This is a genomic window from Arthrobacter sp. N199823, from assembly GCF_002929705.1.
In the GTDB taxonomy this organism is placed as follows: Bacteria; Actinomycetota; Actinomycetes; order Actinomycetales; family Micrococcaceae; genus Specibacter.
Genome location: NZ_PJIN01000015.1, coordinates 1 through 23,661, shown reverse-complemented (window position 1 = coordinate 23,661; position 23,661 = coordinate 1). Strand labels below are relative to the sequence as shown.

The 23,661-nt window shown below is 58.9% G+C and carries 25 protein-coding genes; 12 read left to right on the top strand and 13 right to left on the bottom strand.

Annotated features, from left to right (window positions below; translation table 11 throughout):
* Positions 1-79: 79 nt before the first annotated feature.
* On the bottom strand, positions 80-1,477 hold the full coding sequence (locus tag CXQ93_RS18955; RefSeq protein WP_104111972.1) for a rhodanese-like domain-containing protein: 1,398 nt from the start codon (positions 1,475-1,477) through the stop codon (positions 80-82).
* A gap of 532 nt (positions 1,478-2,009) precedes the next feature.
* On the opposite strand from CXQ93_RS18955, the gene CXQ93_RS18950 reads away from it, so the two are divergent.
* The 9 genes from CXQ93_RS18950 (at position 2,010) to CXQ93_RS18910 (ending at position 9,525) form a co-directional block, all read left to right on the top strand.
* The gene (locus tag CXQ93_RS18950; protein ID WP_104111971.1) at positions 2,010-2,267 is read left to right on the top strand and encodes a metal-sensitive transcriptional regulator; all 258 of its coding nucleotides are present in this window, start codon (positions 2,010-2,012) and stop codon (positions 2,265-2,267) included.
* A gap of 180 nt (positions 2,268-2,447) precedes the next feature.
* A complete protein-coding gene (locus tag CXQ93_RS18945) occupies positions 2,448-3,197 on the top strand; it encodes an aldehyde dehydrogenase family protein (RefSeq protein ID WP_258069116.1) in 750 nt (249 codons plus the stop codon).
* A 1,066-nt stretch (positions 3,198-4,263) separates the two neighbouring features.
* Positions 4,264-4,932, top strand: a complete 669-nt coding sequence (locus tag CXQ93_RS18940) for a response regulator transcription factor (RefSeq protein ID WP_181036222.1) — start codon at positions 4,264-4,266, stop codon at positions 4,930-4,932.
* Positions 4,929-6,167, top strand: a complete 1,239-nt coding sequence (locus CXQ93_RS18935) for a HAMP domain-containing sensor histidine kinase (protein ID WP_181036221.1) — start codon at positions 4,929-4,931, stop codon at positions 6,165-6,167. The genes CXQ93_RS18940 and CXQ93_RS18935 overlap by 4 nt, the downstream gene beginning before the upstream one ends.
* 73 nt (positions 6,168-6,240) lie before the next feature.
* A complete protein-coding gene (locus tag CXQ93_RS20485) occupies positions 6,241-6,540 on the top strand; it encodes a hypothetical protein (protein WP_146073276.1) in 300 nt (99 codons plus the stop codon).
* Between the two features lies 1 nt (position 6,541).
* Positions 6,542-7,504 carry an FAD:protein FMN transferase gene (locus CXQ93_RS18925; protein ID WP_258069112.1) on the top strand — a complete coding sequence of 321 codons (963 nt, stop codon included), beginning with the start codon at positions 6,542-6,544 and terminating at the stop codon, positions 7,502-7,504.
* Positions 7,497-8,054, top strand: coding sequence for a ferric reductase-like transmembrane domain-containing protein (locus tag CXQ93_RS18920; protein WP_258069111.1), 558 nt, complete (start codon positions 7,497-7,499; stop codon positions 8,052-8,054). Before CXQ93_RS18925 ends, CXQ93_RS18920 begins: the two co-directional genes overlap by 8 nt.
* The gene (locus tag CXQ93_RS18915) at positions 8,051-9,304 is read left to right on the top strand and encodes an NADH-ubiquinone oxidoreductase-F iron-sulfur binding region domain-containing protein (RefSeq protein ID WP_104111966.1); all 1,254 of its coding nucleotides are present in this window, start codon (positions 8,051-8,053) and stop codon (positions 9,302-9,304) included. The genes CXQ93_RS18920 and CXQ93_RS18915 overlap by 4 nt, the downstream gene beginning before the upstream one ends.
* Positions 9,301-9,525, top strand: a complete 225-nt coding sequence (locus tag CXQ93_RS18910) for a ferredoxin (RefSeq protein ID WP_104111965.1) — start codon at positions 9,301-9,303, stop codon at positions 9,523-9,525. The genes CXQ93_RS18915 and CXQ93_RS18910 overlap by 4 nt, the downstream gene beginning before the upstream one ends.
* An 11-nt stretch (positions 9,526-9,536) precedes the next feature.
* On the opposite strand, the gene CXQ93_RS18905 is transcribed toward CXQ93_RS18910, so the two are convergent.
* Genes CXQ93_RS18905 through CXQ93_RS18895 form a run of 3 tightly spaced genes read right to left on the bottom strand, consistent with a single transcriptional unit; the run spans position 9,537 to position 13,219 of the window.
* Entirely contained in the window at positions 9,537-10,259 is a 723-nt protein-coding gene (locus CXQ93_RS18905; protein WP_104111964.1) for a VIT family protein, read from the bottom strand.
* 9 nt (positions 10,260-10,268) lie between these two features.
* Positions 10,269-10,727: a universal stress protein gene (locus tag CXQ93_RS18900; RefSeq protein ID WP_104111963.1), complete on the bottom strand. Its 459-nt coding sequence runs from the start codon at positions 10,725-10,727 to the stop codon at positions 10,269-10,271.
* Positions 10,728-10,735: 8 nt separating this feature from the next.
* Positions 10,736-13,219 carry a phosphoketolase gene (locus CXQ93_RS18895; RefSeq protein WP_104111985.1) on the bottom strand — a complete coding sequence of 828 codons (2,484 nt, stop codon included), beginning with the start codon at positions 13,217-13,219 and terminating at the stop codon, positions 10,736-10,738.
* 259 nt (positions 13,220-13,478) lie between these two features.
* On the opposite strand from CXQ93_RS18895, the gene CXQ93_RS18890 reads away from it, so the two are divergent.
* Both CXQ93_RS18890 and mgtA read left to right on the top strand, forming a co-directional pair.
* A complete protein-coding gene (locus CXQ93_RS18890) occupies positions 13,479-14,006 on the top strand; it encodes a universal stress protein (RefSeq protein WP_258069110.1) in 528 nt (175 codons plus the stop codon).
* The gene (mgtA, locus tag CXQ93_RS18885) at positions 13,984-16,626 is read left to right on the top strand and encodes a magnesium-translocating P-type ATPase (RefSeq protein WP_104111962.1); all 2,643 of its coding nucleotides are present in this window, start codon (positions 13,984-13,986) and stop codon (positions 16,624-16,626) included. The genes CXQ93_RS18890 and mgtA overlap by 23 nt, the downstream gene beginning before the upstream one ends.
* Before the next feature lie 84 nt (positions 16,627-16,710).
* Here the strand turns inward: mgtA and CXQ93_RS18880 are convergent, their stop codons facing one another.
* The 7 genes from CXQ93_RS18880 to CXQ93_RS18860 all read right to left on the bottom strand — a co-directional run bounded on the left by CXQ93_RS18880 (position 16,711) and on the right by CXQ93_RS18860 (position 21,211).
* Complete coding sequence (locus CXQ93_RS18880) at positions 16,711-17,406, bottom strand: response regulator transcription factor (protein WP_104111961.1); 696 nt, start codon at positions 17,404-17,406, stop codon at positions 16,711-16,713.
* A gap of 149 nt (positions 17,407-17,555) precedes the next feature.
* The gene (locus CXQ93_RS21390; RefSeq protein WP_374953429.1) at positions 17,556-18,383 is read right to left on the bottom strand and encodes an HAD-IC family P-type ATPase; all 828 of its coding nucleotides are present in this window, start codon (positions 18,381-18,383) and stop codon (positions 17,556-17,558) included.
* A gap of 24 nt (positions 18,384-18,407) precedes the next feature.
* On the bottom strand, positions 18,408-19,256 hold the full coding sequence (locus CXQ93_RS21385; protein WP_374953428.1) for an HAD-IC family P-type ATPase: 849 nt from the start codon (positions 19,254-19,256) through the stop codon (positions 18,408-18,410).
* Entirely contained in the window at positions 19,257-19,448 is a 192-nt protein-coding gene (locus CXQ93_RS21320) for a hypothetical protein (protein WP_308470644.1), read from the bottom strand.
* 46 nt (positions 19,449-19,494) lie between these two features.
* Complete coding sequence (locus tag CXQ93_RS18870) at positions 19,495-20,136, bottom strand: NADPH-dependent F420 reductase (protein ID WP_104111983.1); 642 nt, start codon at positions 20,134-20,136, stop codon at positions 19,495-19,497.
* Between the two features lie 62 nt (positions 20,137-20,198).
* Positions 20,199-20,669, bottom strand: coding sequence for a pyridoxamine 5'-phosphate oxidase family protein (locus tag CXQ93_RS18865; protein ID WP_104111960.1), 471 nt, complete (start codon positions 20,667-20,669; stop codon positions 20,199-20,201).
* 71 nt (positions 20,670-20,740) lie between these two features.
* Positions 20,741-21,211 carry a pyridoxamine 5'-phosphate oxidase family protein gene (locus tag CXQ93_RS18860; RefSeq protein ID WP_104111959.1) on the bottom strand — a complete coding sequence of 157 codons (471 nt, stop codon included), beginning with the start codon at positions 21,209-21,211 and terminating at the stop codon, positions 20,741-20,743.
* A gap of 374 nt (positions 21,212-21,585) precedes the next feature.
* Here CXQ93_RS18860 and CXQ93_RS18855 point away from each other — a divergent pair, with 374 nt between their 5' ends.
* Positions 21,586-22,017: a hypothetical protein gene (locus tag CXQ93_RS18855; protein ID WP_104111958.1), complete on the top strand. Its 432-nt coding sequence runs from the start codon at positions 21,586-21,588 to the stop codon at positions 22,015-22,017.
* Between the two features lie 302 nt (positions 22,018-22,319).
* On the opposite strand, the gene CXQ93_RS18850 is transcribed toward CXQ93_RS18855, so the two are convergent.
* Both CXQ93_RS18850 and CXQ93_RS20920 read right to left on the bottom strand, forming a co-directional pair.
* Entirely contained in the window at positions 22,320-22,829 is a 510-nt protein-coding gene (locus CXQ93_RS18850) for a hypothetical protein (RefSeq protein WP_104111957.1), read from the bottom strand.
* 346 nt (positions 22,830-23,175) lie between these two features.
* The coding region (locus CXQ93_RS20920) for a hypothetical protein (RefSeq protein WP_219817394.1) at positions 23,176-23,661 on the bottom strand (486 nt) is incomplete at its 5' end.

Genomic DNA, 23,661 nt, shown 5'->3' with positions numbered 1-23,661 from the left:
CGGCCGGTCCCGCATCCAAACGGAGCATGCGGGACCGGGAATACGGAGATTTTTGGTTGAGGGATGGGTGGTGGAGAACTTAAGCGTTCTGCTTGTGCTTCCAGTCGGCCCAGCCGGCGTAGCTGCCCTCGAGTTCAACGACGTCGAACCCTGCCCGGCGCAGTGCGGAGGCGGCCACGGAGTTGCGCACGCCGGACTGGCAGTAGCTCACGATTGCGCCGTCGGCCGGCAGCCGGTCGGTGTGCCAGAGCACCCGTCCTGCATTGAGCTGGACGGAGTTGGGGATGTGCCCGGCAGTGTGTTCGGTCTTATTGCGTACATCCAGCAGTAGGGTGGTATCGAACCCGGCCAGGTCGGCCGGCGCCAGGGTTTCCGGAGTGAAGCTCGGCAGGCCATCAAAGGAAGTGATGTATCCGGCGACGCGGTCGATGCCCACTCGAATGAGGTGGTCCCACATCTCCGTGGCGATGTCGCTGTCGGGTGCCAGCAGGACTAGGGGTCGCTGGTCGGATTCGGGATCCACGGCCCAACTTCCGAAGCTGGCTACCTTGTTGCCGGCGGGAATATTCAGGGCACCGGCAACGGTACCCTGGTGGACCAAGGTGTGGTGACGGGTGTCGACCACACCTATTTCGTCAGCGGCCAGTGACGCCGCAACGTCTTCGGTTGCCAACTTGGTCAATGATGCGCGCTCGCCCAACACTGCCGGACCTTGACGGTTTTCACGTTTCATACGCGAGAAGTACGCATGAGCGTCCGGCTGCCCGTCAAGTAGCTCTGCAATGAAACCCGCCTCATCATTGGCTGCAAGGTACGTTCCCCACCATGCGAAATTGCGTTCGTAACCGACCGTGGAGGACGGGATCGCTCCCAATGCTTTGCCGCAGGCGCTACCTGAACCGTGGCCCGGGTAGACCTGCACATAGTCCGGCAGCGTCAGGAACTTTTCCTTCAGCGAGACGAACAAATCGTGTGCCCCGGCAAAGCGGGTGTCGGTGCCACCAGCGGCTTCATCGAGCAAGTCCGGGCGGCCTAAGTCTCCGGAAAAAACAAAGTCGCCGGAGAGCAGGAACCCCGGTTCGTTGCTGAAGGCACCGTCAGTAACCAAAAAGGAGAGGTGCTCGGGGGTGTGTCCCGGCGTGTGTAGGGCTTTGAGGCTGATGTTACCCAGCGTGATGGTGGACTGGTCAAAGAGACGGTCCGCTTCGAATTCGTACTGCCAATCCTTTCCGCCTTCGCCCGAAACATAGATCGCTGCGGCAGTCGCAGCCGCCAGTTCCCGGGTACCGGAGAGGTAATCGGCATGGATGTGGGTTTCGGTGACGGCCACGATCTTCATGCCGTTTTTCGCTGCAAAATCCCGGTAGACCTCTATATCGCGGCGGGCATCAACCACGATGGCCTCGCCCTTAGCCTGGCAGCCGATGAAATAGCTGGCCTGGGCTAGATCTTCGTCATAGATGCGTTCGAGAAGCATAGTTTTTCCTTTGGTTGCGTACACCGTCATTAATACCCCTAGGGGTATTTGGAATAGTCCAAACTGTAATACCCCATGGGGTATCCGTCAAATGGCGGATCGGGCGGATCTGGTGGCTCTCAGGGCACGAAAAAGCGGCGATCGGCACCAATGTTATTTGTGCTGATCGCCGCGAGGTTGTGGGTTCTGGAGCTTAGCGACCAAAGAGGCGTGCGAAGAATCCGCTTCCCTCGCGCGGCTCCTTAGGTGCGTTCGGATCGCAGGAGCAACGTTCCGTGCGTGGCACCTTGGACATGACCTGATTTACGTGTTGGCCACATCCGGCCCAGGTTGTTTTCTGGCACCTGTGGCATTTGGTTGCACGGCACATGCGGTGTCTCCTTGAGGTTATTGGTTGATACGCAGGGCTCAGTTGGCTCCTATATTTGAGTATTGCACATACCCTAGGGGGTATGTGAACCTACCGCGCCAACACCATTTAAACCCCCGGGGGTATACAATGAATGAAACTACCACCGAGGAGGTACCGGCCATGGAACTGGAAGCCGACACCATGAAACCCGCAATCAACAGGCTCAAACGAGCCCAGGGCCAGCTGAACGCGGTGATTCGTATGCTGGAAGAGGGCAGCGACTGCCGTGCGGTAGTCACCCAGCTTTCCGCCGCCTCCAAAGCCATAGATCGCGCCGGGTTCTCCATTATCGCCACCGGACTCGAGCAGTGCCTGAAAAGTGAAGACTCCACGGCTGACCGCGCCGAGATGGAGAAACTTTTCCTCTCCCTGGCCTAGACTCCCCACAGGCCACGGTCACTTCTTACCCGAGCGACGACCCGTGAGCCCAGTCTCCAGCTGAAACCGGTATTGACCAGGGCAGTACGGCAACGCCTGGCCACTGAAAGCACATTTCATTGGCCGCCAAACGCTGTCGAGATCAGTTCTGATACCTGCTGATCAGTACTCGGCCACGTGATGGTGTTGGAGGCGGCAGCCTTCCCTGGTCGCGTCTTTGACCGCATTGTCGAATCCAACGCACCAGGACAGGAATACCGTATCTACCGCCGCCCGCTCGGCGTCGTGGGTGCTATTAGCCCGTGGAACGTCCCGCTCCACTTTTCCCAGCGCTCGGTGGCCCCGGCACTTGCCTTGAGCAACGCCGTCGTAATCAAGCCTGCAAGTGACACTCCCGGGACCGGCTGTCTGATGCTGGCCCGCATCTTCGAGGAGGCCGGGCTGCCTGCGGGCACCTTAAGTGCGGTGGTGGGTGCCAGATCCGAGATTGGCGACGACGTCGTCACCAACCCCGTTCCGGGCCTGATTTCCTTCGTAGGTTCGACGCCGGTGGGCAAGAGCGTGCGAAGGCTCGCCGCTGGTGAAGACTTCATCAAGCAAATCGCTTTGGAACTCGGTGGCAACGGCCACTTTGTGGTCATTGATGACGCCGATCTGGACGTTGCCGTACAAGCGGCAGTGCTGGGAAAGTTCCTGCACCAGCGACAAATCTGCATGGCTGTGAACCGGATTATTGTCCAAGCCCCGTTGATCAACGACGGCCAGCTCGCTGGATTCTCAAGAAGATCGCACTGGCAAAGAGCGAAGTGGCCAAAGTGGCTTTGGAGGGCTCCATCGACGGTCGCGTTGTTTCGCCCTTCGTATTCACCAAAGTCACCGAACGTGGTGTGCGCCTCGGTCCGGGCATCAAGGCCGGATCACACACATTAGCGATATGCCAGTCAACGACGAAGCCCATGTGCCCTTCGGCAGGGAGCGCAACGCCGGCCTCAGCCGCTTCAATGGGTGACCGGGCCATCGACGAGTTCAACACTGACTCCTGGATCGGCATCAAACACTAACGTGACCGGCACACGGCCGCCCCGCTTGACTGAGGTTCAACGACTTGGTGGTGGAATCTAGGTGATCCTTGAATAATCCAGGTCGGGAACCATCCATAGTTCTTGTCATTGGTTCGGGTCTGCTCAGAGCGGTCGAAGTTTCGTTAGTGGCGACGCTTGCCAACTCAAAGCCGTCAATCGTGGAGAAATTCTTGCCGGACTAATGTCTCGCTACCGCGGCCCCGAAAACGAGCCCAGAAGCCGAAGGAGCCGGAACGCAGAGGTACCGAGCTCCGAGGCCCAGACAATAGGTGCGAAACCGTTGGGGCGGGCTTCCAGCACGGCAGGACCGGCCGTACTCAGGGACAGGGGTCGCCCCATGGTGCCAGCTCTGGACCACTCTGCCGGATGATTTATGCGCCCTAGAGGCCGGAGTTGCCACGTGGCTTACAGGCAGCCAGGGGCCCTAGTCGGGTAAACTCGTCGCTTGGGGCAGCTCCCGCCAGACCAGCGGCCCGGCGGCAGCCATTCCGGAGATGACGGAGACCCAGATGTCATACGCTGTGGTCTTGCCCATTCCAGGGAAGGTGCAAGTGATATTCGAAAGCATTGGGACCGCTAATATACTGAACCACGTGACCAAGAACTAGGCCTTTCTCATAGGACGAAGGGCCCGTCAGAATGCTTCCAGCCAAGGAAGGAATCACCCAGGGTGGACATTTTGCGGAGCACACAGCTGCGCCCAGGTCTGCGCTAGTCTGCGGCAGGGTGCCAAGCGCCACGGAGTAGAGGCTGTTGGCTCGCTGTTTCTCAGTCAGGCCAAGATGAGGTCCTCGAAGATTGTTGGCAGGTCCACGCCTACGACGGTGCTGTCGTTGACGATCACGGGCAGGTACACCGCCACGGAAGATTCAACGAACGGTGCCGGCCAAGCATTGGACCCTATACTTCACTTCATGGCTGATGAACCGAGTGTGTTGCTGGTGGAGGATGACGCCGCCCTTGCTTCGATGTTGGCTGACTTGCTTGGCGGCGAGGGCTACAACGTTGTAGTGGCAGGTGACGGCCAGCGGGCCCTGCATGAGGGCCTTAGCCGGCACTTCGATGTCATGGTGATGGATAGGGGTCTGCCAGCAATTGAGGGATTGGAGGTGTTGGAGCGGCTGCGACGCAAAGGGATCACCACACCGGCGCTCATACTTTCGGCACTGAGTAATCCGGCGGACCGGGTGGAAGGGCTGGACAGGGGAGCCGAGGACTATTTGGGCAAGCCCTTTGACATTGAGGAATTATTAGCGCGAATCCGTGCCCTGCTGCGGCGCCATGCGGACACGTCCTTTATGGTGCGGGTTCCGGGGGGTGCCCTTGATGTGGGCACCCGGACGGTGGCGCTTGACGGCGGCGCCAAGGTGGTGTTGTCCGAACGTGAATGCGAGTTTTTGGAGCATCTGGCTCGCAGGCCGCAGCAGGTCTTCACCAGAACGGGTCTTTTGGAGTCGGTCTTTGCTGATGCCGACGATGGCGGCGTGGTTGATACCTACGTGCATTATCTCCGCAAGAAACTGGGCCGATCATGTGTGCTGACGGTCCGGGGTCTGGGGTATGTCCTGGGACCGCTGGCATGAACGCCAGGGATGCTGCCGAGCTACGCCACGCTGTGGTGCGCCTGGCATTGCAATTCACCAGTCTAATAGTGGTTTTGCTGGCCTTGATGGGTGTTTTGCTGTACTCCATAGTTGCTGCCGGCACTGCTGAAGCCTTGGATAAGTCACTGGTGAACACGACCCGAGTGGACTCACCCCACGATGCGCCGCCGGGAGTTTTTGTTGCTGTGTTCCACGAGGGCGATCTGAGCGTCTCTCCGGCCATGCCCGTGGGCCTTCCTGACATTGCCGCGATGAACCGAGTGGACGCGACACAATCGGATGAAAAGTCCGGTTTCTCGGCTGGGGGAAGAAACTACGAGGTGTTGACCACCATCCATGATGACAGGGTGGTCCAGGCTGCGGTGGATACCCATGAGGGCCGCGAATCACTCGATCGCCTGATCTGGGCCATCGTGGTTGCCGTCGCGGCGGCGGCACTTGTTTCGGCTGCCACGTCGGTGTGGATGGCACGGCGGGCCATGCGCCCCATGGTGGAGAGCCTGGCCTTGCAGCGAAGGTTCGTTGCCGATGCCAGCCACGAACTTCGAACGCCATTGACCTTGCTCAGCACACGGGCCCAAATGCTGCACCGAAAACTGCTGGGACCGGGTCTGACTCCGGAGAAGGTTTCCGAGGAGGTGGAGAGGATTGTCCAGGACTCCAAGCTGTTGACAGGGATTTTAGAGGATTTGCTGATATCCGCTGACCCTAGGGAGGCTGTAGACCATACTCCCGTCGACGTGCTCGGGGTTGCACGCCATGCGGTTGCTGTAGCGGCGCCCCAGGCGCAGAAACAGTCCATAGAGCTGGGCGTGGTCAGTGCTGCAGGCCCCGTCATCGTGCAAGGATCTCCAGTGGCGCTACTGCGGGTCTTCACGGCCTTGATTTCCAACGCCCTAGACCATGCCATAACTACTGTCACGGTGGATGTTGGTGTAGTTGGACGGGATGTACGCATTCTGGTCTCCGATGACGGACCCGGGTTTACCCCCGGCACAGAGGGAAGGGCGTTCGAACGGTTTTCCTCGACAAGGGCAGGAGCCGGCACTGCAAGCGGCAGCCGCCACTATGGGCTCGGCCTAGCCTTGGTGGCCGAGATTGTTGCCCTGCACCACGGAAAAGTCGTGGTGAAATCGGCGTCGCCGGGCAGCGGAGCCACGGTAGTGGTAGTTCTTCCGCTGCTAGGCAAGGGTAAAGCCGATGTACATCGCTGACTAAGAAAGCACACAGAATTCGTGGGGATGATGGAGACAAGGAACTTCACCAACGCGCGGATAGGAGCAGGCCATGGCGACACGGAACAGCGGCAAGAAGGTGGCGGCGGGCATCACCACTGTAGTAGCACTTGGCAGCTTTTCGGTTGCCGGCATCGCGGCCTTGGCTGTGGGTGCTGCCACCACCAGCAACACGGTCAGCTCGAGCACCAGCCAGGGTGAGGGCACCCAACAGGACCAGGGACGAAGCCAGGATGAGGACCACGGCTACGACTATGAGGATGGAAACGACTACAGCAACGGCACATCGGGCGGCATCCCTGTTCAGCCCGGCAACGGTGGGGCCATCAGCGGAAAGTCAGCAGGGTCCTAACGTGGAGTCTTCAAAATCCTGGGAAGTGTGGGGGCTGGAGGCTACCCTTACCGTCACCGAGGCTGGCCTGGCAAGCGCCGCCGAAGGTATTGTCCGTGACGAGATCGCCAGCGTGGATCAGGCTTGCAGCCGCTTCCGCCCGGATTCGGAGCTGACTGGCCTGCAAACGAGTCTTGCTGCTGGTGCCAGGGTGAGCCCGCTGCTGGCTTTGCTGGTTGCCAGCGCCCTCGATGCTGCCAAGTGGACAGGGGGCGACGTTGACCCCACCCTTGGCATGGACCTGGCAGTCTTAGGCTACGACAAAGACCTTGCCCAGGTGTGGCTCCATCCAGACGGCGAAACCGTTGCCGTCACCCGCACGCAACCACGCACCCCAGGATGGCAGCGAGTGTCCATTGACAGGCAAATCCTCACCGTCCCGGAGGATCTTCGGCTCGACCTGGGGGCCACGGCCAAGGCCGTCGCCGCGGACCGCGCCGCAGCGCGAGTGGCGGCGAAGCTCGGATGCGGTGTTCTGGTCTCCCTGGGTGGTGACATCGCCACGGCCGGTCCCAGCCCGGAGGGCGGCTGGCAGGTGCTGGTCCAGGACCTGTCGCAGGATCCCAGCCAGCAGCTTACCCTCAAGGCTGGCCATGCCATGGCCACCTCGAGCACACAGAAGCGGCGGTGGCAGCATGCCGGACACACTGTCCACCACATCCTGGACCCCAGGTTTGGGCTTCCGGCGGAGCCAGTCTGGCGGACCGTCACCGTGGCAGCCACCTCAGCCCTGCTGGCAAATGCTTTCAGCACCGCTGGGATCGTCCGCGGATTCGCAGCCCCGGAATGGTTTGACCGGATTGGCGTTGTTGCGCGCCTCGTTGACGCGCAGGGCCGCATTGTCACCACGGGGGGATGGCCCAAGGACCAGCCCCAAAGTCAACCAGAAGGAATGTCTGTTGCGGGAGGGCCGTCAAATGGATAACGCCATGTGGGCCTTTGGCAGGGTGAGCGGATTCGCCTCCCTGGCGTTGATTACTGTGAGCGTGCTTTTGGGTATATTGACCCGCTCGGGGCGACCACCACCTGGGATACCGCGCTTCTCCATAACGCTGATACACCGAAACATCTCCTTGCTGGCAACAGTCTTCCTTTTCCTCCATGTGGGGTCGTTGATGCTGGACTCTTATGCGAAACTCACCGTGACCGACGTCGTTGTTCCCTTCCTAGGGGCCTTCAAACCGTTCTGGCAGGGACTTGGCACCGTCGCATTCGATCTGGTTCTTGCCCTGATGGTCACGGGGTTGCTGCGCCAGCGCATCGGCCAGCGGACCTTTCGGGCCGTCCACTGGTTCAGCTACGCCATGTGGCCCATTGCCCTGGCCCACGCCATAGGCAATGGCACCAACGGGACCAGCAAGTGGTTCCTGGTGATGGCCGCTGGGGCAGGAGCGGCAGTAGGCGCTGGCGTAGCGTGGCGCCTGTCAACAAACTTTTTGGAAACCGCAAAAGCACGAGCAGGAGCCCTGAGATGACGCCACAACGTGCAGCTTCCGTTTTTGCCGTCCAAGTCTGGGACGGTGCGGCCAGCAATCAGCTCTTCGCCGCCGGGACCAACGCTACCTTCGACGTCCATGAACAAACATTTGGCCCACTGTCGTTGGAGACCATCGGCGCAGACTTCATCTCCGTGTTGGAGCAATCTGGGCTAACAGGACGCGGCGGAGCAGCGTTTGCTTCGTGGCGCAAGCTCGCCGCGACGGACAAGGGCCGCGGTGGTGCGCTGCTGGGAGCCAAGCCGGTGGTGATAGCCAACGGGGCGGAGGGAGAGCCACTCAGTTTCAAGGACAAGACCTTGCTGACCCACGCACCGCACCTTGTTATTGATGGGCTCTTGATCGCCGGTCGCGCAGTGTCCGCCTCGCTGCTCTACATTTACACAACACCGGCGGCCATGGCTTCGGTTCAAGCTGCCGTGGCGGGGCGCCGTGATGCGCGCAAAATCAAGGTAACCGAAGCCCCTGAAACGTTCATCTCGGGGGAGGCAAGCGCCGTGGTCAACAGCATCGTCAACGGTATTGCACTGCCTCTGGATAAACGACGCCGGCTCAGCGAATCCGGCGTCAAAGGCCGGCCGACTCTGGTGCTGAATGTTGAAACCCTGGCCCACGTGGCCCTCATTGCCCGTCATGGGGTGGGTTGGTTCCGTTCGGTTGGCTCGGAGCGGGACCCCGGGACGAGACTCATCTCCGTTTCTGGTCATTGCGCCGCGCAGGTGCTTGAAGTGGAAGGAGACGCAAGCCTCGCCAGCATTTTGGGCCGTGCCGGCGTAGATCGCTCAGATGTCGGGGCCATTTTGGTGGGCGGCTACCACGGACAGTGGGTGCGTCCGTTGGACTGCACCTTGTCACCGTCCGGTGCGGGGGGCCAGGTGATCCGTCCCGGTGCGGGTGTGCTGCACGTCCTCTCAACCGGGGATTGCGGTTTGGAAGCCACCGCCCGTATCCTCAGCTATCTGGCTGGGGAATCCGCCAAACAGTGCGGGCCGTGCATGTTTGGCCTACCGGCCATGGCCAGAGTCTTGAATGAGATCGCTTACGGCGCCCCGGACCCGAGTCTGGTTGGTGAACTCCAGCGATTGGGCAACCTGGTGGGTGGACGTGGAGCCTGTCACCATCCGGACGGGGCGCTCCGCTTGGTCGCCAGTGCTCTGGAGACATTTTCCGACGACGTCCAGGCGCACCTTTCGGGAAGTTGTACCAGAACGCTCAGGAGGATCGCATGAGCCAGATACTGCATATTGACTGGACCAAATGCGACGGCCGCGGGCTCTGCACAGAACTGCTGCCCACAGTTTTGGGCCGTGATGACTGGGGCTACCCCCTAGCGAAATACGCTAGGGGCGGTGACCGCACCAACGTGGAGATTGGCCCGAGGGACGCACAGGCTGCCCGCGATGCGGTCAGCCTGTGCCCGAAACTGGCACTGAGCCTGGCTCCGCAATAGCCCAGGCGTAGCTAAATAACGCCGCTGGCCCCGAGGGCTGTACCTATGCCGTACGTCGCAGCGAGCGCCAGGGCGCCGCCAATGACCAAACGGGTTGCGGAGGTGGTCTTGGAGCTTCCGCCGATGGCCGCGCTGAGGGTTCCTGTGAGGGCAAGGGCCAGGAGTACGGCGAGGAACGTCATCGGGATCCGCCATTCCGCGGGTGGCAACAAGATGGCCAGCAGGGGCAGGATTGCCCCCACGGTAAAGGCGGCCGCTGAGGCATAGGCGGCCTGCCAAGGGTTGGCTTCTTCATGTTGGCTAATATTGAGCTCTGCGGACAGGTGTGCTGACAGGGCATCATGGGCTGTCAACTCTAGGGCCACTTGCTCCGCCGTGGCGGTGCTGAGCCCCTTGGCCCGGTAGAGGCCTGTGAGTTCAGCCAGTTCCCCATCCGGGTCCGTTGCCAATTCCAGGCGCTCCTTCTCGATGAGTGCCCGTTGGCTGTCGCGTTGGCTACTCACCGAAACATACTCACCCAAGGCCATTGAAACGGCACCGCCCACCACCGCCGCAACTCCTGCCACCAGAATCGGTGTGGGTGAGTTGGTCACCCCGGCCACGCCCACCACGGTTGCAGCGACGGAGACAATACCGTCGTTGGCGCCCAGCACCCCGGCCCTAAGCCAGTTCAGGCGCCCGGCAATGTTGGATGTGTGCGGTTCATTGTCATGGGAACCAAATAAGTTGCTCATGTGCTCAAGTTAGCAGGACTGACGCATCTGCTCATCAGCCGCGTGCACAATCATCACCGGGCAGTGGGCGTGAGCGGTGCAGGCCGAACTGACTGACCCCATCAGCAATCCCTTGAATCCACCAAATCCGCGCCGCCCTAGAACCAGAAGCGCAGCATCCCTGCTGGCGTCAATCAAAACTGGCCGAGCTGATCCTTGAACCACATGAGCAGTGAGGCACCTTGGCAAGTCCAAGCCAAACGCGCTCTCTGTGGCCCCATCGAGTACTTTCTGTGCGGCCTCTTTATAGCCAAAGTTTCCTAAGGCGTAGGGCACTGTATAGGCGCTGGGGTAGTTCCAGCAGGTTAAGGCCTTGACCTGCGCGCCGAGAGGTTTCGCCAACCACACGGCCTGCCGCAGCGCTGAAATGGAGGATTCTGATCCGTCGACTCCCACGATGATGGTGACTGGTTCTTGTGCGTCGCTCATGATTCTGCCTATCGGTCCTTCGGGGGTGTCCAAACCCAGTCGCGGATTTCCGGCAGATCTTCCAGATGCTCGTGTATGTAGGTCTCGTGTTTGCCCAGCATCTGCTGGCAGTGGTCGGCCAGCTCTTGGGCTCCGTCAAAGTGGCCGCTTACCCGGCGCAGGGCTTCCAAGGCAAGGTGATATCGGCTCATCTTATTGAGCACTACCATGTCGAACGGTGTCGTCGTGGCGCCTTGTTCGCTGTAACCACGAACATGGAATCGGCCCGGGTTCAAGCGGCCATGAAGTAGTTGGTGGAAGGCACGGGCATATCCATGCCAGGCCACAATTACCTCCCCGTTTCCCGTGAAGAGTTTTTCAAAGTCGACGTCGGATAGCCCATGAGGGTGCGCGTCCCGCGGAGGCAATACGAGCACGTCCATCACACTGACCACGCGCACTCGAAGTTCCGGAACATAGCGCTGGAGCAGCCAGGCAGCGGCCAAAGTTTCCTCTGTTGGGACGTCACCGGCGCAGGCCATGACAATGTCAGGCTCAGTCGCCTCCAGTGATTCATCCGGGGTGGTGGGGGATTCGGGGCCAAACAAGGCGCTCCGGTGTGTGATTTTTGCTAGGGGCGTGTCATCATTTCCTGCCCAGTGCCAGATCGAGGCGCCAGCAGCAGCGTGCCGACGGGCATCGTCGAGGTTCAAATATTGCGGATGGGCCTGCTTGTCCACCACCACCAAATTTACGTAATCCTTGCTGAGTAGGACATGTTCGGCTGCGGCCAGCAAGGTGTTCGAATCCGGTGGAAGGTAGACGCGGATGACGGAACCGGAGAGTGAGAGGACGGTGTCGATCAGACCAGGTCCTTGGTGGCTGAAACCATTGTGGTCATTACGCCAACATGTGGAGGTCAGTAGAATATTGAGGCTGGGGACGGGGTTTCGCCATGGCAGTTCGCGGGCATGCTGGAGCCATTTGGCATGTTGGATGGTCATGGAGGCGCTCACCATGGCGAACGCCTCATAGGTGGCAAAGAGACCATGACGCCCGGAGAGGACGTACCCCTCGAGCCAGCCCTGGCAAAGGTGTTCGGATAGTACTTCCATGACCCGGCCGTCCGGGGACAGATGGTCATCGCCGTCTCGAATGGGCTCCATCTGGCACCTGTCGGTAACTTCGAAGACGGCGCCGAGCCGATTGCTGTTGGTCTCGTCCGGACTGAAGAGCCGGAAGCGCGGATCGTGGGAGGTGTCCGTGTAGATGTCCCGAAGCATCTCACCCAAGGGTCGGGTGGTCTCGTGTTTGATGGACCCAGGGATAGGCACGTCAAGGGCATAGTTTTCCAGAGGCCGCAGAGGTAAAGGGGTCGTATTAGTGCCGCCGTTGGCCCAAGGATTGGCACCCATGCGCAAGTCCCCTTGTGGGGCGAGGGCAGCCAGTTTTGGCAGAAGTTGGCCATCCGCGTCAAAGAGAGTTTCAGGTTTATACGAGCGCAGCCACGCCTCCAGCTGAGTCAGATGGGCAGGGTTTTCACGAACCTTGGCCAACGGGACTTGATGGGAGCGGAACGTCCCCTCGACCTGAATACCGTCGACAAGGTCCGGTCCGGTCCAGCCTTTGGGCGTGCGCAGAATGATTGCCGGCCAGTGTGCGGGTCCGCTGGTATCGTGCCGGCGCGCCTGCTGCTGGATCTGGAGAATGCGTGCGTGAGCGTTGTCCAACGCAGTCGCAAGACCACGATGAACGACGGCGGGATCGGTGCCGGAGACGACGACGGGGTCCCAACCGTGCGCCTGCAGCAGCCCTAGAACCTGCTCATCGGACTGGCGTCCAAGGACTGTGGGCCCGGAGATCTTGTACCCGTTGAGATGAAGGATCGGCAGCACGGCTCCATCCCGGCTTGGGTTGAGGAAGGCAGGCGCCTTCCAAGCGCCTTCCAATGGACCCGTTTCGGCTTCCCCATCGCCCACAACGCAGGCCACGATCAGCTCTGGGTTGTCCATGGCTGCCCCCGTGGCGTGCGCCAGTGAATAGCCCAGTTCCCCGCCTTCATGGATGGAACCAGGAGTCGGTGGGCCTACATGGCTGGGGATGCCTCCTGGGGTGGAGAACTGTCGGATCAGCTGCCGGAGACCGTCCGCGTCCGGGCTGACGCGGGGATATACCTCGGAGTAGGTCCCCTCCAAGTAGAGATTGGCAATCACGGCTGGTCCGCCATGTCCGGGACCTGCCACGAAGAGGATTTGAGCCCCAGTATTGCGAATGAGCCGGTTCAAATGAACATAGATCAGGGACAGCCCGGGACTGGTTCCCCAATGACCCAGTAACCGTGGTTTGATCTGTTCCGCCGTGAGGGGGGAACGCAACAAGGCATTCTCTTGGAGGTAGATCTGAGCCACTGTCAGATAGTTGGCAGCATCCCAATATCGGTTGAGGAGCTCAAACTCTTCCGGTCCCTGTCCGGAATCGGCAAGGTTCCGCGCTTTAGTGCTGCTTTGATTCAGCTGGCTCTTCAAGGTTCACTCCGTGTGCTCATTGGTTGGGCCTGGGCCCAAATGGTCCAAGCCCAAACGACTGACTCACGGACGCAGAAGTAGCGCGCCCGTGTTCATAAGAGTGTCACTGTGGGGACGCGATGGTTAGGGACTTTTGGCCCTGTGCAGGACTGTGCGCGTGCGTTGATCATTGAACTGGAACGACCGGGTTGGCGTACGCGCGGACCCGGTGGCTAATTGTGGCATGACTTGCAGCAAGTAAACGCGAATGAAGAGAAAGCTGGTTGAAGCCATGGAACAAGAGATAACGCTCACGGGTTCTCGAATAGTGGTAGGCGTTGACGGATCTCCCGAGTCAGTGCTGGCGCTCAAATGGGCCCAAACGATGGCGCGCGCATTCAATGCAACCATCACAGCGGTCACGGCCTGGCACATGGACACCGTTTTTGGTTCGTACATAATCCCCGACTGGGATCCGGACGTGGATGCACAGAAGATACTCAAGGACGCCGTCCAGGAAGCTTTTGGAGGCAAGGCGCCCGATGGATTTAGCGCCGAATGCGTCCGCGGCAGGCCTGCTCAAGTCTTGATGGAATACAGCAAGTCGGCCCAGATGCTTATTGTCGGCTCCCGTGGCCATGGAGGATTCGCGGGGATGTTGTTGGGCTCCGTGAGTTCGGCTTGTGCAGAACACGCAAGCTGCGCGGTGCTCGTGATTCACAGTTCCAACGATGCACAAAGGGTGGCTGAGGGTGCGAGCCATGAGGACGCCGATGAGCCTGTCCGCAACGGCTGAGGCGCCCAACTTCACACAGCGTTACATCGCCAGCACCATCCACCAAACGGTTGAACAAGTTCTCAGTGATCTTCAGTCAACGGATAGTGGCCTTAGCGGCGGCGAGGCTGCGAGGCGCTTGGCCGAAGTTGGCCCCAATGCCTTGCGTACTCACAAGGCAAGTCCATGGTTGGTGCTGGGGCGGCAACTTCGCAGTCCCATCTTGATCCTTTTGATTGTCACGGCCGGTCTGTCTCTCTTTCTCGGGGACGCGACGAATTCGATAGTCATTGCTGTCATCTTGTTGGTGAGTGTTGGTTTGGGGTTCAGCAATGAATTTCGGGCCGAACGCGCTGCCGAGGCTCTTCATTCTCGCGTCACGCACACTGTTGTGGTCCTTCGGGACGGCACCGCCTGCCAAATCGACGTCGTGAATCTAGTGCCCGGTGACGTGGTCCGTTTGGTGTTGGGGGCGATTATTCCGGCGGATATCAGATTGCTCGATGCGAAGAATCTCTTGTGCGATGAGAGCATCCTGACAGGGGAGTCCCTTCCCGTAGACAAGGGCCCGGCCCCCGTCGTGGGGGCGGTCGCCTTGGGTGAGATGTCGTGCTGCCTCTTTATGGGCACGGTTGTCCAGACTGGTAGTTGCACCGGTGTCGTCGTCGCCACCGGCGGTCGTGCGGAGTTCGGCAAGATTGCTTTGGGTCTGGGGGAGCGTCAGCCGCAAACGGAATTCCAGCTGGGCCTGAAACGATTCTCTTTCTTGCTGTTGCAGGTGGCAGTTGTGCTGACCACCCTGATCTTCGTCGCCAACCTGCTTCTGGGCCGCCCCTTACTGGATTCGCTGCTGTTCTCCCTAGCGATCGCCGTGGGCATCACGCCTCAGCTGCTGCCCGCCGTCGTAAGTACCTGTCTAGCCGCTGGCACCCGGGCACTGGCTAAGAGGAAAGTGCTGGTCAAGCGGCTGGTTTGCATTGAGGATTTAGGGGACATGGATGTGCTGGTCACGGACAAAACCGGCACCTTGACAGAGGGGCACATCAGTTTTACCTCCGCACTGCCTGTACGTTCGGAGGTGTCGAAGGCCGAACTTTTTGCCTTGGGGCTCATCTCAACGGAGGCCGACTACTCGCATGGGCCCGTCACCACTGTGGGTGCGAACCCATTGGATGCTGCGCTCTGGGCCGCTTCCGAGGCGCATGACTTTGTCGCTGCCAGCGAAAAGCGGCTCGATATCATTCCTTTTGACCACCAACGGCGGATGACCAGCGTTTTGGTGACAGATGCCATTGGACGACAACAGATCATCACCAAGGGCTCGCCCGAGGATGTCCTGGCGTTGTGCCTTGATATCCCTGAGCACGCGCAGCGGCGCCTGGATGAACAGTACGACGGCGGAGCGCGGGTAATCGCTGTGGCCTCACGTCCGGTGGTGGGTATGAGCGCAATAGACGCCGATGAGCGGGGACTGACGCTGGATGGCTTCCTCGTGTTTTTGGATAGGGCCAAGGCCAATGCCAAGGAATCGTTGGAGGAGTTCGCGGCTCTGGGCATCACCGTCAAAATTGCGACAGGTGACAACGCCAAGGTTGCCGAGAAAGTGTGCAGGGATCTGGGTTTGGTCTCTGGGGGAACGCTTACCGGGGTCCAGATCGATGACCTGAGCGATCCCGAACTCGGGGCGGCGGTGACGAAAACGAGCATTTTTGCGCGGGTCTCGCCGGAGCAAAAGGCACGGATCATCAAGGAACTGCGCCAACAAGGTAGTGCCGTCGGGTTTCTTGGTGATGGTGTCAACGATGCGTTGGCCTTGCACCATGCTGATGTTGGCATTTCCGTGGAGAGCGCCACAGATGTGGCCAAGGATGCTGCGGACATTGTCCTGATGGATAAGGACTTGGGTGTTTTGGCTGAAGGGGTCAGGGAAGGAAGGCGAATCTTTGCCAACACCATCAAGTACGTCTTGATGGGGACCTCAAGTAATTTCGGCAATATGTTCAGCGCCGCAACAGCTTCAGTGGTCTTGAGTTTTCTGCCCATGTTGCCGGGACAAATCCTGCTCAACAACTTGCTGTATGACACCGGGCAGCTGGCCATTCCTGGGGACCGCGTCGATAAGGAACAGCTACAGGCTCCCTCACATTGGGATATCGCGTTCATTCGCCGGTTCATGCTTCTGTTCGGCCCCATCAGCTCACTGTTCGACTTTGCCACCTTTGGCCTGATGCTGTTTGTTTTCAACGCTGCGCCCGGGGAGTTCCGGGCCGGTTGGTTTATTGAATCCATCGCCACCCAGACACTGATCATCTTTGCCATCAGAACCCGGCGCGTGCCGTTTCTGCGCAGCCGGCCCTCAGCCGGACTCCTGTGGGCATCCCTAGGCGTGGTGGCGGTTGGCATTTACCTGCCACTTTCACCCGTTGGTGCCGTGCTGGGATTTGACCTGCTGCCCGTCCCGTTCTTTCTGGCCCTCTTGGCCATGACTGTGGTGTATTTGGTACTGGTTGAGTTTGCAAAGGGATGGTTCTTCTCCCGCCCAGTCCAACGCGCCCGTACCGTTCGACGGCGGGGCCCCGCCCACCACGTTCACCGCCGGGCCGCCCGATTCAGCGTTCCAGATCCTCTTGGCTCACCGTGAACACGGGGCCGCAGCTACCCCTTGGACTACGCTCATCGAGCCCGAAGGCCGGAAATGCTTGGATATTCCTAATACCGATGATCATTAATGCTTTGGCGGGGACATCCAGCCCTTGTCAGTGATGAAGATGGCGGCTTGTGTGCGTCGTTCAAATCCCAGCTTGGCCAGGAGTGAGGAGACGTAGTTCTTGACTGTCTTCTCGGCAAGAAACATTTCACTGCCAATTTCCCGGTTGGTCAATCCACGCCCAATGAGTTTGAGTACGCGTGCTTCTTGTGGGGTGAGAGAAGTGATGCGTGGATCCACTCGTTCTGGTTCGGCGAGGCCTTGAACCACTTTCTCCATGATGTCGGGATTAAAAAGTGATTCGCCCTTGGCGGTGCGACGGAGGGACGTCAGTAGGTCCGTGCCATCGATTTCCTTCAAAACATAACCGGCAGCTCCGGCGAGGACAGCACCGCGCAACGCCTGTTCATCGTCGTAACTGGTCAGTATCAGGCATCTCAGAGAAGGATCCACTGACCGCACATCACGGCAAACCTCAATACCCGTCCCATCCGGCAGACGTGCATCCAATACGGAAACGTCGGGATGCAAGGCCGGAATGCGGCGCGCTGCCTCCAAGGCGGAACCGGTGGAGCCGATGACTTTGAACCCCTCACCTTCAAGTAATTCTTTGAGTCCCCGCCTGACAAGTTCGTGGTCATCGAGTATAAAAACGGTGATCGGCTCCATGGGAGCCTTTGTCTTGTCTGTCCCGGAGGCAACTAGTTCATCCATGTTTCTCGTTTCCCTCCTTAGTCCAAATTTCCGCTCAGGGGTCAGCCCCGTCGGTAAATGGCATCCCGTACTTCTCTTGTATAAGTCCTGCCAGTCTTTCGTGTGCATCATTGATTAACAAGGGCACAAAGTCCTCTCGTTCGTCAGTATCAGCTCTGAACCATGATGTGGGAGGGCCCATGCTGCAACCCTTTGCTTTCAGCAACCGAGAGACGTTCTATCCATTTGAGCGTCCGAAGCTCATTGAAAATCGTAGCCAGATCCACCAGTTCCTGGCTAAGCGCCCCAGCAACGGCTGGGATCAACCCGCCGGCGGCAAACACCATCAATCCAAGGCTTAGTACTATTCCTATCCAGATACCCTGCACGGCGATTCGGGTCGTATCCTTGCCGATGAGGACTGCCCTGCTGACCTTCGATATGTCGTCCACCATGATCACCACATCGGCAGATTCACTTGCTGCCGTGGACCCTTTGGCCCCCATGGCGACGCCTACGTCCGCTACGGCCAATACGGGGGCATTATTGATGCCGTCGCCGACCATCATGACCGGTTTGGGAATCAGATTCTGCACGATCGAGACTTTATCTGATGGCCGGCACCCGGCCCGCACCTCGGTGATCCCTGCTTGGATGGCTATATGCTGTGCCGTCGCCTGGGCATCACCAGTCACCTTCAGAGTGTGTTTCACGCCCAAACGACGCAGTTCTGCAAGCGTCTCCACCGCGTTCTCCCTCAGTGGATCGCTCATGATCAGTGCTCCCGCGTAGCGAGAATCGACACCCACATAAACCGCGAGCTGGCCGCCTGTTGGCTCCTGATCCGGGATCAGTCCGGCGGTTTGTGAAACAAAGAATCGTTTGCCCACCACCACCCAGTGTTCCCCGACGAGGGCGCTGACCCCATCGGTGGCATGTTCAGAGGCTTCCTTGGGGTGAGAAAGTTCCAGCCCGCGATTCAGTGCGGAGTTGACCACTGATGAAGCTAAAACATGGGCTGACTACTGTTCGGCAGAGGCTGCCAGGGCCAGGAGCTCCTTAGCGTCGGGAAAACCCTGATTCGCGGGTGAGACTATTACTTCCTCGAGCTTGGGATGGCCCTGGGTGAGGGTGCCGGTCTTGTCAAAGACCACTGTTTTGACCCTGGCAAGTAGTTCGAGCGTGCCGCCATTTTTGACGATGATTCCATTTCGCGCGGACCGGCTCATGCCACCCAAAAAGGCAACAGGAGCTGCAATAAGTAGCGGACACGGCGTCGCGACGACGAGTACTTCGGCGAAACGCAGGGCATCGCCGCTGAGCAACCAAGCAACACCTGCGATAGCTAAGGCAAGCAGGGTAAACGGCACCGCATAACGGTCAGCCAGGCGGACCACGGGTGCCCGGCTATTGGAAGCATCCTGCACCAGTGCCACAATGCGACGGTATTGGGAATCATCCACAGTGGCGGTGGCTTCCATCCGGGTAGCCTCCGGCCCGTTCATCGATCCACTGAAGATGCCTCCGCCCCGCTGTACTTCGACGGGCAGGCTTTCTCCGGTGATGGCTGATTCATCAAATGATGCAGATGAAGACAACAGTCGACCATCGACCGGAACGACCTCCGCAGGGCGGACTATAAGGACGTCTCCGACCGCCACCTCGGTGACGGCAATATCTTCAAGGGATCCGCCCTCAGCTTCGCGATGTGCGGTTTGAGGGGCACGGTCCAGCAGTGCGGAGAGTTCCGCTCGGGCTCTACCTGACGCGTACTTTTCCAAAGCTGCCCCGCCAGAGAGCATCAGTACAACGAAGAGGGCTGCGAGGTATTCTCCAACGACGATGGTGCTGACAATCGCCGTGACGGCCAATCAGTCAACACCCCAGCGCCCGTGGACCATATCGCGGATCATGGAGGCTCCCCGCGAGACGGCGGCAGCGCCAGCAAAAACACTCGCGAGTAATTGCGCGCTGCCAGCCTGCCCCACTGCCAGCAATAACAGCACCACGCACCCCACCACCAGTGTGGCCGTAATCATGAGGTGGTTGCGAATGATGGTCATGGCCGCTTTCCAGTTCGCCTAGGGGACGGCTGTGTTTGTGGAGTTTTTACGGGAGAAGATTCAATGAGGTGTCCCAGTTGAAGTTCTTGTGTTCCGGGCTGACTTGCAGTCCCATGATCAAGAGCATCATGGCCTCGAGTTCGCGCGCCCGGCGCAGTGGTCCGACATCGATGGGGCGAAGTCCCGAGGCCGCAACAACGGCGCTGACTTTAACCTTTGCCTCTTCAGAGTCGCCAGCGATGAAGACATCCAGTGGTATCCCGGAAACTGATCCCGACTCCAGCGGCTTTGCAAAGCAGGTGTTGAACGCTTTGACCACGAACGCCTCAGCGCTCGTATGACGGACGATCTCTTCGGCTGCTGAAGTTCCAGCTGGAGTCAGGAGCTGGTCGAAGGTGGCCAAGTCCACGGGGTTGCTGATGTCCACGACCACCTTTCCTGCCAGTGCCTCGCCGTAAAAAATCACCGATTTTTTTGCCTCCTCGAAGGGGACCGCAAGGAAGACAATGCCGCCTTCAATGACGGCACCTTCCCCGCCGCCCTGTGCTCCTGCTCCGAGTATCTCAACGAGCTCGCGGGTCTTTTTCCCGTTGCGTCCCAAGATCTGCACGGAGTGCCGAGCCTTGAGCATGCGAACGGCGATGGCCCTGGCCATATTTCCGCTGCCGATAATAGTGATCTGTTCCATGGCTTTGAGGCCTTTCAGAGTGGGATGCGGGTATCTGGCAAGGTCGAATTTTTCACACAATTTCACTCAGGCGAAGCGTGGGGGGATCCTGCTTGGGAGCTCCACCACTGCGCCGGAGCGGCCACCTTGAACTTGCGTCCCGTGATCAAGGTTGGAGTAATACGGACGAACGTGTCTTTGCGTCCCGCTTGCCAGGGGAAGAGCATCAGCGAGAAGCTGTCCAGGACGTCTTCGGTTGAATCTATAAGTGCTGCATTACCTTTCACGACAACGCTCCAGGCGACGCCGCTGATGGCGTCGACTCCGTCAGCTTCCATAGCCACAGGAGTTTCTCCTAGTGCTGCAGCAAGCTTGGTTCCTTGACCCGTACGAAAGACGAGCGAGCCGTGGTCAACTGTGTAGTTGATGGGGAAAATATCGGGATGATCGGTGACCCAGATGGCCAGTCTTCCGACGGAAACGCCACGAAGCATTGCCCAGCACTCGTGGACAGGTAGTTCCTCCGTGGGGGCATTGGCTGGATTATTCGTCATATGATCGAGCCTAGGTGGGCTGGCACAGTGCCAATAGAGTCCAAAGACCTGATGTAGCCGCCCATGGGGCCCTATTCGAGTCCGGCCCGGATTGCGTCGTCGAGGGAGATCCTCCACGACATGGGAGCCGTCAGGGTGTAGCGCCTGCCCGTTACCGTTTCAGGAACAATATGGATCAAGTGCTGCTTGTCCACGCCTTGCCAGGGGAAAAGTGTCCTGCTAACGGTGTCAAGGCTGGCGTTCGTGGAGTTGGCCAACACGGCGCGGCCCTTGACGACCACACTCCAGGCTGTGCCGAATTCCGCGCTCACGGCGTCGGCCTCCAAAGCAACGTAGGCGTCACCTTCCAAGGCGCTGAATTTGGTTCCGTCCCCTGTACGGAAAAATATTGCCTCCTGGTCCACCTTGTAGTTCACCGGAAGTACATCAGGACGCCCCTCGAAGGTGAACGCCAATCGTCCAATCGACGTTTGGCGAAGGAGGCTCCAGCATTGCTGGGAGTCAAGAATCTCTGGCTGTGGCACCACATTGCTGTTTGTCATACCCATGACGCTATGGCTCTGGACTTCTATGGAACAGGGTACAAGGACCCGAACCTCGGGTGCATGTTTCGCGCCTTAACTTTTATTGCGAAAGTCTGAGGTCAAAGTGACTTTAGGCCCTGCTCCGAATTGATGGGCAACAGTAGCCTCGATCCAGAAAGAGAAATGGTCTCTGTCAAGAGGAGAGGTGTGGCCATGATTGTGACTGTTAACTTCGTTTGGCGGCTAAATCGCAGTGCTAAATGGCGGTTCACGGTCTCCCATAAGCGGAAGGGCATACGGGACGTCTGACGCACTTCGAATGTTTTGGCTACTTGTTGCTCTGTGGAGCACATACTGTAGCCTCGAATGAAAATCGATATTGGGGGAAAACAATGAAGCGCAGATCATTTCCTTTTATTGCCGTTGTCGGTATTGCAGGTCTACTGCTGACTGGTTGTTCCGGTCAGGCGGGGTTAAAGGCGCTGCAGCGGGATGCCACGCCCGAGGATTCTTTACCGTCCTCTATCACCCTGTCGGAAGAAGTGAACAGGGACAGCTCACGTCTTCTAGCCACCAAAGATGGTGTGCGGTACTTCGCTGTGCAAAGTGACGATGCCCGAACGACCTGTGTGGCAGTTGTTCCGCCTGACGAGAATGATTGGCATGTAGGTTGCGGCGAGACTAGAAACAGCGGTGAGATTATTAATGTGTCGTCGGCGAAAGGACCGTATTCAACGATTCTTCTGGGGGATGACTCCGACACTGGAAAAATCGAATCGGGCTGGATCAAGATCTCAGACAACGTCCTCGTCTCTGATCGCTGAACATCGCGTATATACGACTTCATTGCCCATCAGAGCAGGACAGCGGCTCGCGTGTCCGCGAAGGAACTTCTAGCGGGACAACCTTCGCCAGAATTGTTTCGAACCGACTAAAGGACCCGAACACTACTCGTTGTCACAGCAAATCTTTCAAGATCCCGCATCGCTAATTTCGCGCCGATCGGCACAAGTCTCCAATGGCTTCGATGGTCTCGTACTCTTGTGGCTGCGGCGCCTGAGACTGGTGAATGTTCCGACACCAGGTTGTGGTCGCGCGATTCGTTCCCTGCGCTAGGGCTTCGACGTCAGTCGGGGATGTAGGGGCTGATCTCCAGCTGGTCAACTCCGTGATCGTGCAATGCCTCGACGACACGTTCTGTGGCGATGAAAACAAAGTTCTGAACCGTCTGGCCATAGATATTCTGAATGTCAGACCCCGGGGACGGATCGGTCGCGAAACCGATATATCCCTCGACAGGCGAGCCGGCGTGGTCTCGAACCTCGACGTCGAAAGTTCGGTAACCGGTGACCTCAGCTGCGCGAAGCGCCTCGATGAAACGAGAGGAGGCAATCTTCAACGCCATCCCACCAGTCCACAGCATGTCACCGTACTTCTTGCCTCCGTTGTAAGGAGCAAGCCACACCGGGAAGGGAAGTTCTTCAGGACGCCAGTCCTCGATGAACGGGTAGACACTGGTGACACCATCGGGCATGTACCAAGGTTCTCCGGTGATCTTCGGCTTACCTTGTCCGCAGACGGTGAGCCACACGTAGTTGCGTTTTGACCTGGCTTGTATGCAAAACCACTCGGACATACGCTCACCTTTCATCAACGGTAGTAGTTCGAGTCTATGACCTTCATCGCCGTGTTGAACTGAAGGATGACGGTCGCTCCCGCGTTCGGTGTGGAACGCAGCGATAAATGGCGACTTTTTCGCAACGCTGAATGTCCCCCCTGGTGCCCGAAAGTCGAACCTTCTGCGGGACACCGATTGCTGGTTTCGTCCAAGATGCATTTGCTGACCGAAGCCCAGGGCTGGAGAAGGCTGTGGCTGGAACTGGCTGTGGAGTCGAGATGAAACTTTCCGGCACAGATCAATTGGCGGCTGGTGTCGTCAGACGCCCACCGCCATGGCGCCCGGTATTTTCGTCTGGGGTCACCTACGACTCTTGTTTGTTCGGGGCCTGATTGCTTTTGCGTCCTGTAACCAGGGTCCATGTGACATCGATGACGAAAATGATGACCCATATTTTTCCTGCACCGTATAAGAAGCTCGGGATTCCTTCGAGCTCGGGTCGCCCACCGGAGGAGAGGTGCTCACCGAAGTCGTTGGCTGTGAATGAGTCCGTTATCCAGGACCAGCCCACGAGAGCCAGCGCGATCTGAGCGACCGTGAAAATAAGTAGATGCCATCCGAGGTCCGTGAACTTGGAGTGGCTTGTCTTGGGCGTTGCCATTGTTTTTTCCTCTTGGTTCTGTTCGGGTATCCGGATCTGTCGGACCGGAGTGTTCGGTATTTCTGAAGTAAATACAGCCGAAGCTATCTCCGTTGTTGCATCGTCTCTGGGAATGTTGGCGACGCCGGAGCGATGTACGGCCCACGGAGTGATGATGGCCCCAGCGGCAATAACTGCCGCAAACAGGAT

What these genes read in the sequence shown, in the direction of transcription:
- CXQ93_RS18955 (WP_104111972.1), bottom strand. Translation starts at nt 1,477, where the DNA reads ATGCTTCTCGAACGCATCTATGACGAAGATCTAGCCCAGGCCAGCTAT.
- CXQ93_RS18950 (WP_104111971.1), top strand. Translation starts at nt 2,010, where the DNA reads ATGGAACTGGAAGCCGACACCATGAAACCCGCAATCAACAGGCTCAAA.
- CXQ93_RS18945 (WP_258069116.1), top strand. Translation starts at nt 2,448, where the DNA reads ATGGTGTTGGAGGCGGCAGCCTTCCCTGGTCGCGTCTTTGACCGCATT.
- CXQ93_RS18940 (WP_181036222.1), top strand. Translation starts at nt 4,264, where the DNA reads ATGGCTGATGAACCGAGTGTGTTGCTGGTGGAGGATGACGCCGCCCTT.
- CXQ93_RS18935 (WP_181036221.1), top strand. Translation starts at nt 4,929, where the DNA reads ATGAACGCCAGGGATGCTGCCGAGCTACGCCACGCTGTGGTGCGCCTG.
- CXQ93_RS20485 (WP_146073276.1), top strand. Translation starts at nt 6,241, where the DNA reads ATGGCGACACGGAACAGCGGCAAGAAGGTGGCGGCGGGCATCACCACT.
- CXQ93_RS18920 (WP_258069111.1), top strand. Translation starts at nt 7,497, where the DNA reads ATGGATAACGCCATGTGGGCCTTTGGCAGGGTGAGCGGATTCGCCTCC.
- CXQ93_RS18915 (WP_104111966.1), top strand. Translation starts at nt 8,051, where the DNA reads ATGACGCCACAACGTGCAGCTTCCGTTTTTGCCGTCCAAGTCTGGGAC.
- CXQ93_RS18910 (WP_104111965.1), top strand. Translation starts at nt 9,301, where the DNA reads ATGAGCCAGATACTGCATATTGACTGGACCAAATGCGACGGCCGCGGG.
- CXQ93_RS18905 (WP_104111964.1), bottom strand. Translation starts at nt 10,259, where the DNA reads ATGAGCAACTTATTTGGTTCCCATGACAATGAACCGCACACATCCAAC.
- CXQ93_RS18900 (WP_104111963.1), bottom strand. Translation starts at nt 10,727, where the DNA reads ATGAGCGACGCACAAGAACCAGTCACCATCATCGTGGGAGTCGACGGA.
- CXQ93_RS18890 (WP_258069110.1), top strand. Translation starts at nt 13,479, where the DNA reads ATGAAGAGAAAGCTGGTTGAAGCCATGGAACAAGAGATAACGCTCACG.
- mgtA (WP_104111962.1), top strand. Translation starts at nt 13,984, where the DNA reads ATGAGCCTGTCCGCAACGGCTGAGGCGCCCAACTTCACACAGCGTTAC.
- CXQ93_RS18880 (WP_104111961.1), bottom strand. Translation starts at nt 17,406, where the DNA reads ATGGATGAACTAGTTGCCTCCGGGACAGACAAGACAAAGGCTCCCATG.
- CXQ93_RS21320 (WP_308470644.1), bottom strand. Translation starts at nt 19,448, where the DNA reads ATGACCATCATTCGCAACCACCTCATGATTACGGCCACACTGGTGGTG.
- CXQ93_RS18870 (WP_104111983.1), bottom strand. Translation starts at nt 20,136, where the DNA reads ATGGAACAGATCACTATTATCGGCAGCGGAAATATGGCCAGGGCCATC.
- CXQ93_RS18865 (WP_104111960.1), bottom strand. Translation starts at nt 20,669, where the DNA reads ATGACGAATAATCCAGCCAATGCCCCCACGGAGGAACTACCTGTCCAC.
- CXQ93_RS18860 (WP_104111959.1), bottom strand. Translation starts at nt 21,211, where the DNA reads ATGACAAACAGCAATGTGGTGCCACAGCCAGAGATTCTTGACTCCCAG.
- CXQ93_RS18855 (WP_104111958.1), top strand. Translation starts at nt 21,586, where the DNA reads ATGAAGCGCAGATCATTTCCTTTTATTGCCGTTGTCGGTATTGCAGGT.
- CXQ93_RS18850 (WP_104111957.1), bottom strand. Translation starts at nt 22,829, where the DNA reads ATGTCCGAGTGGTTTTGCATACAAGCCAGGTCAAAACGCAACTACGTG.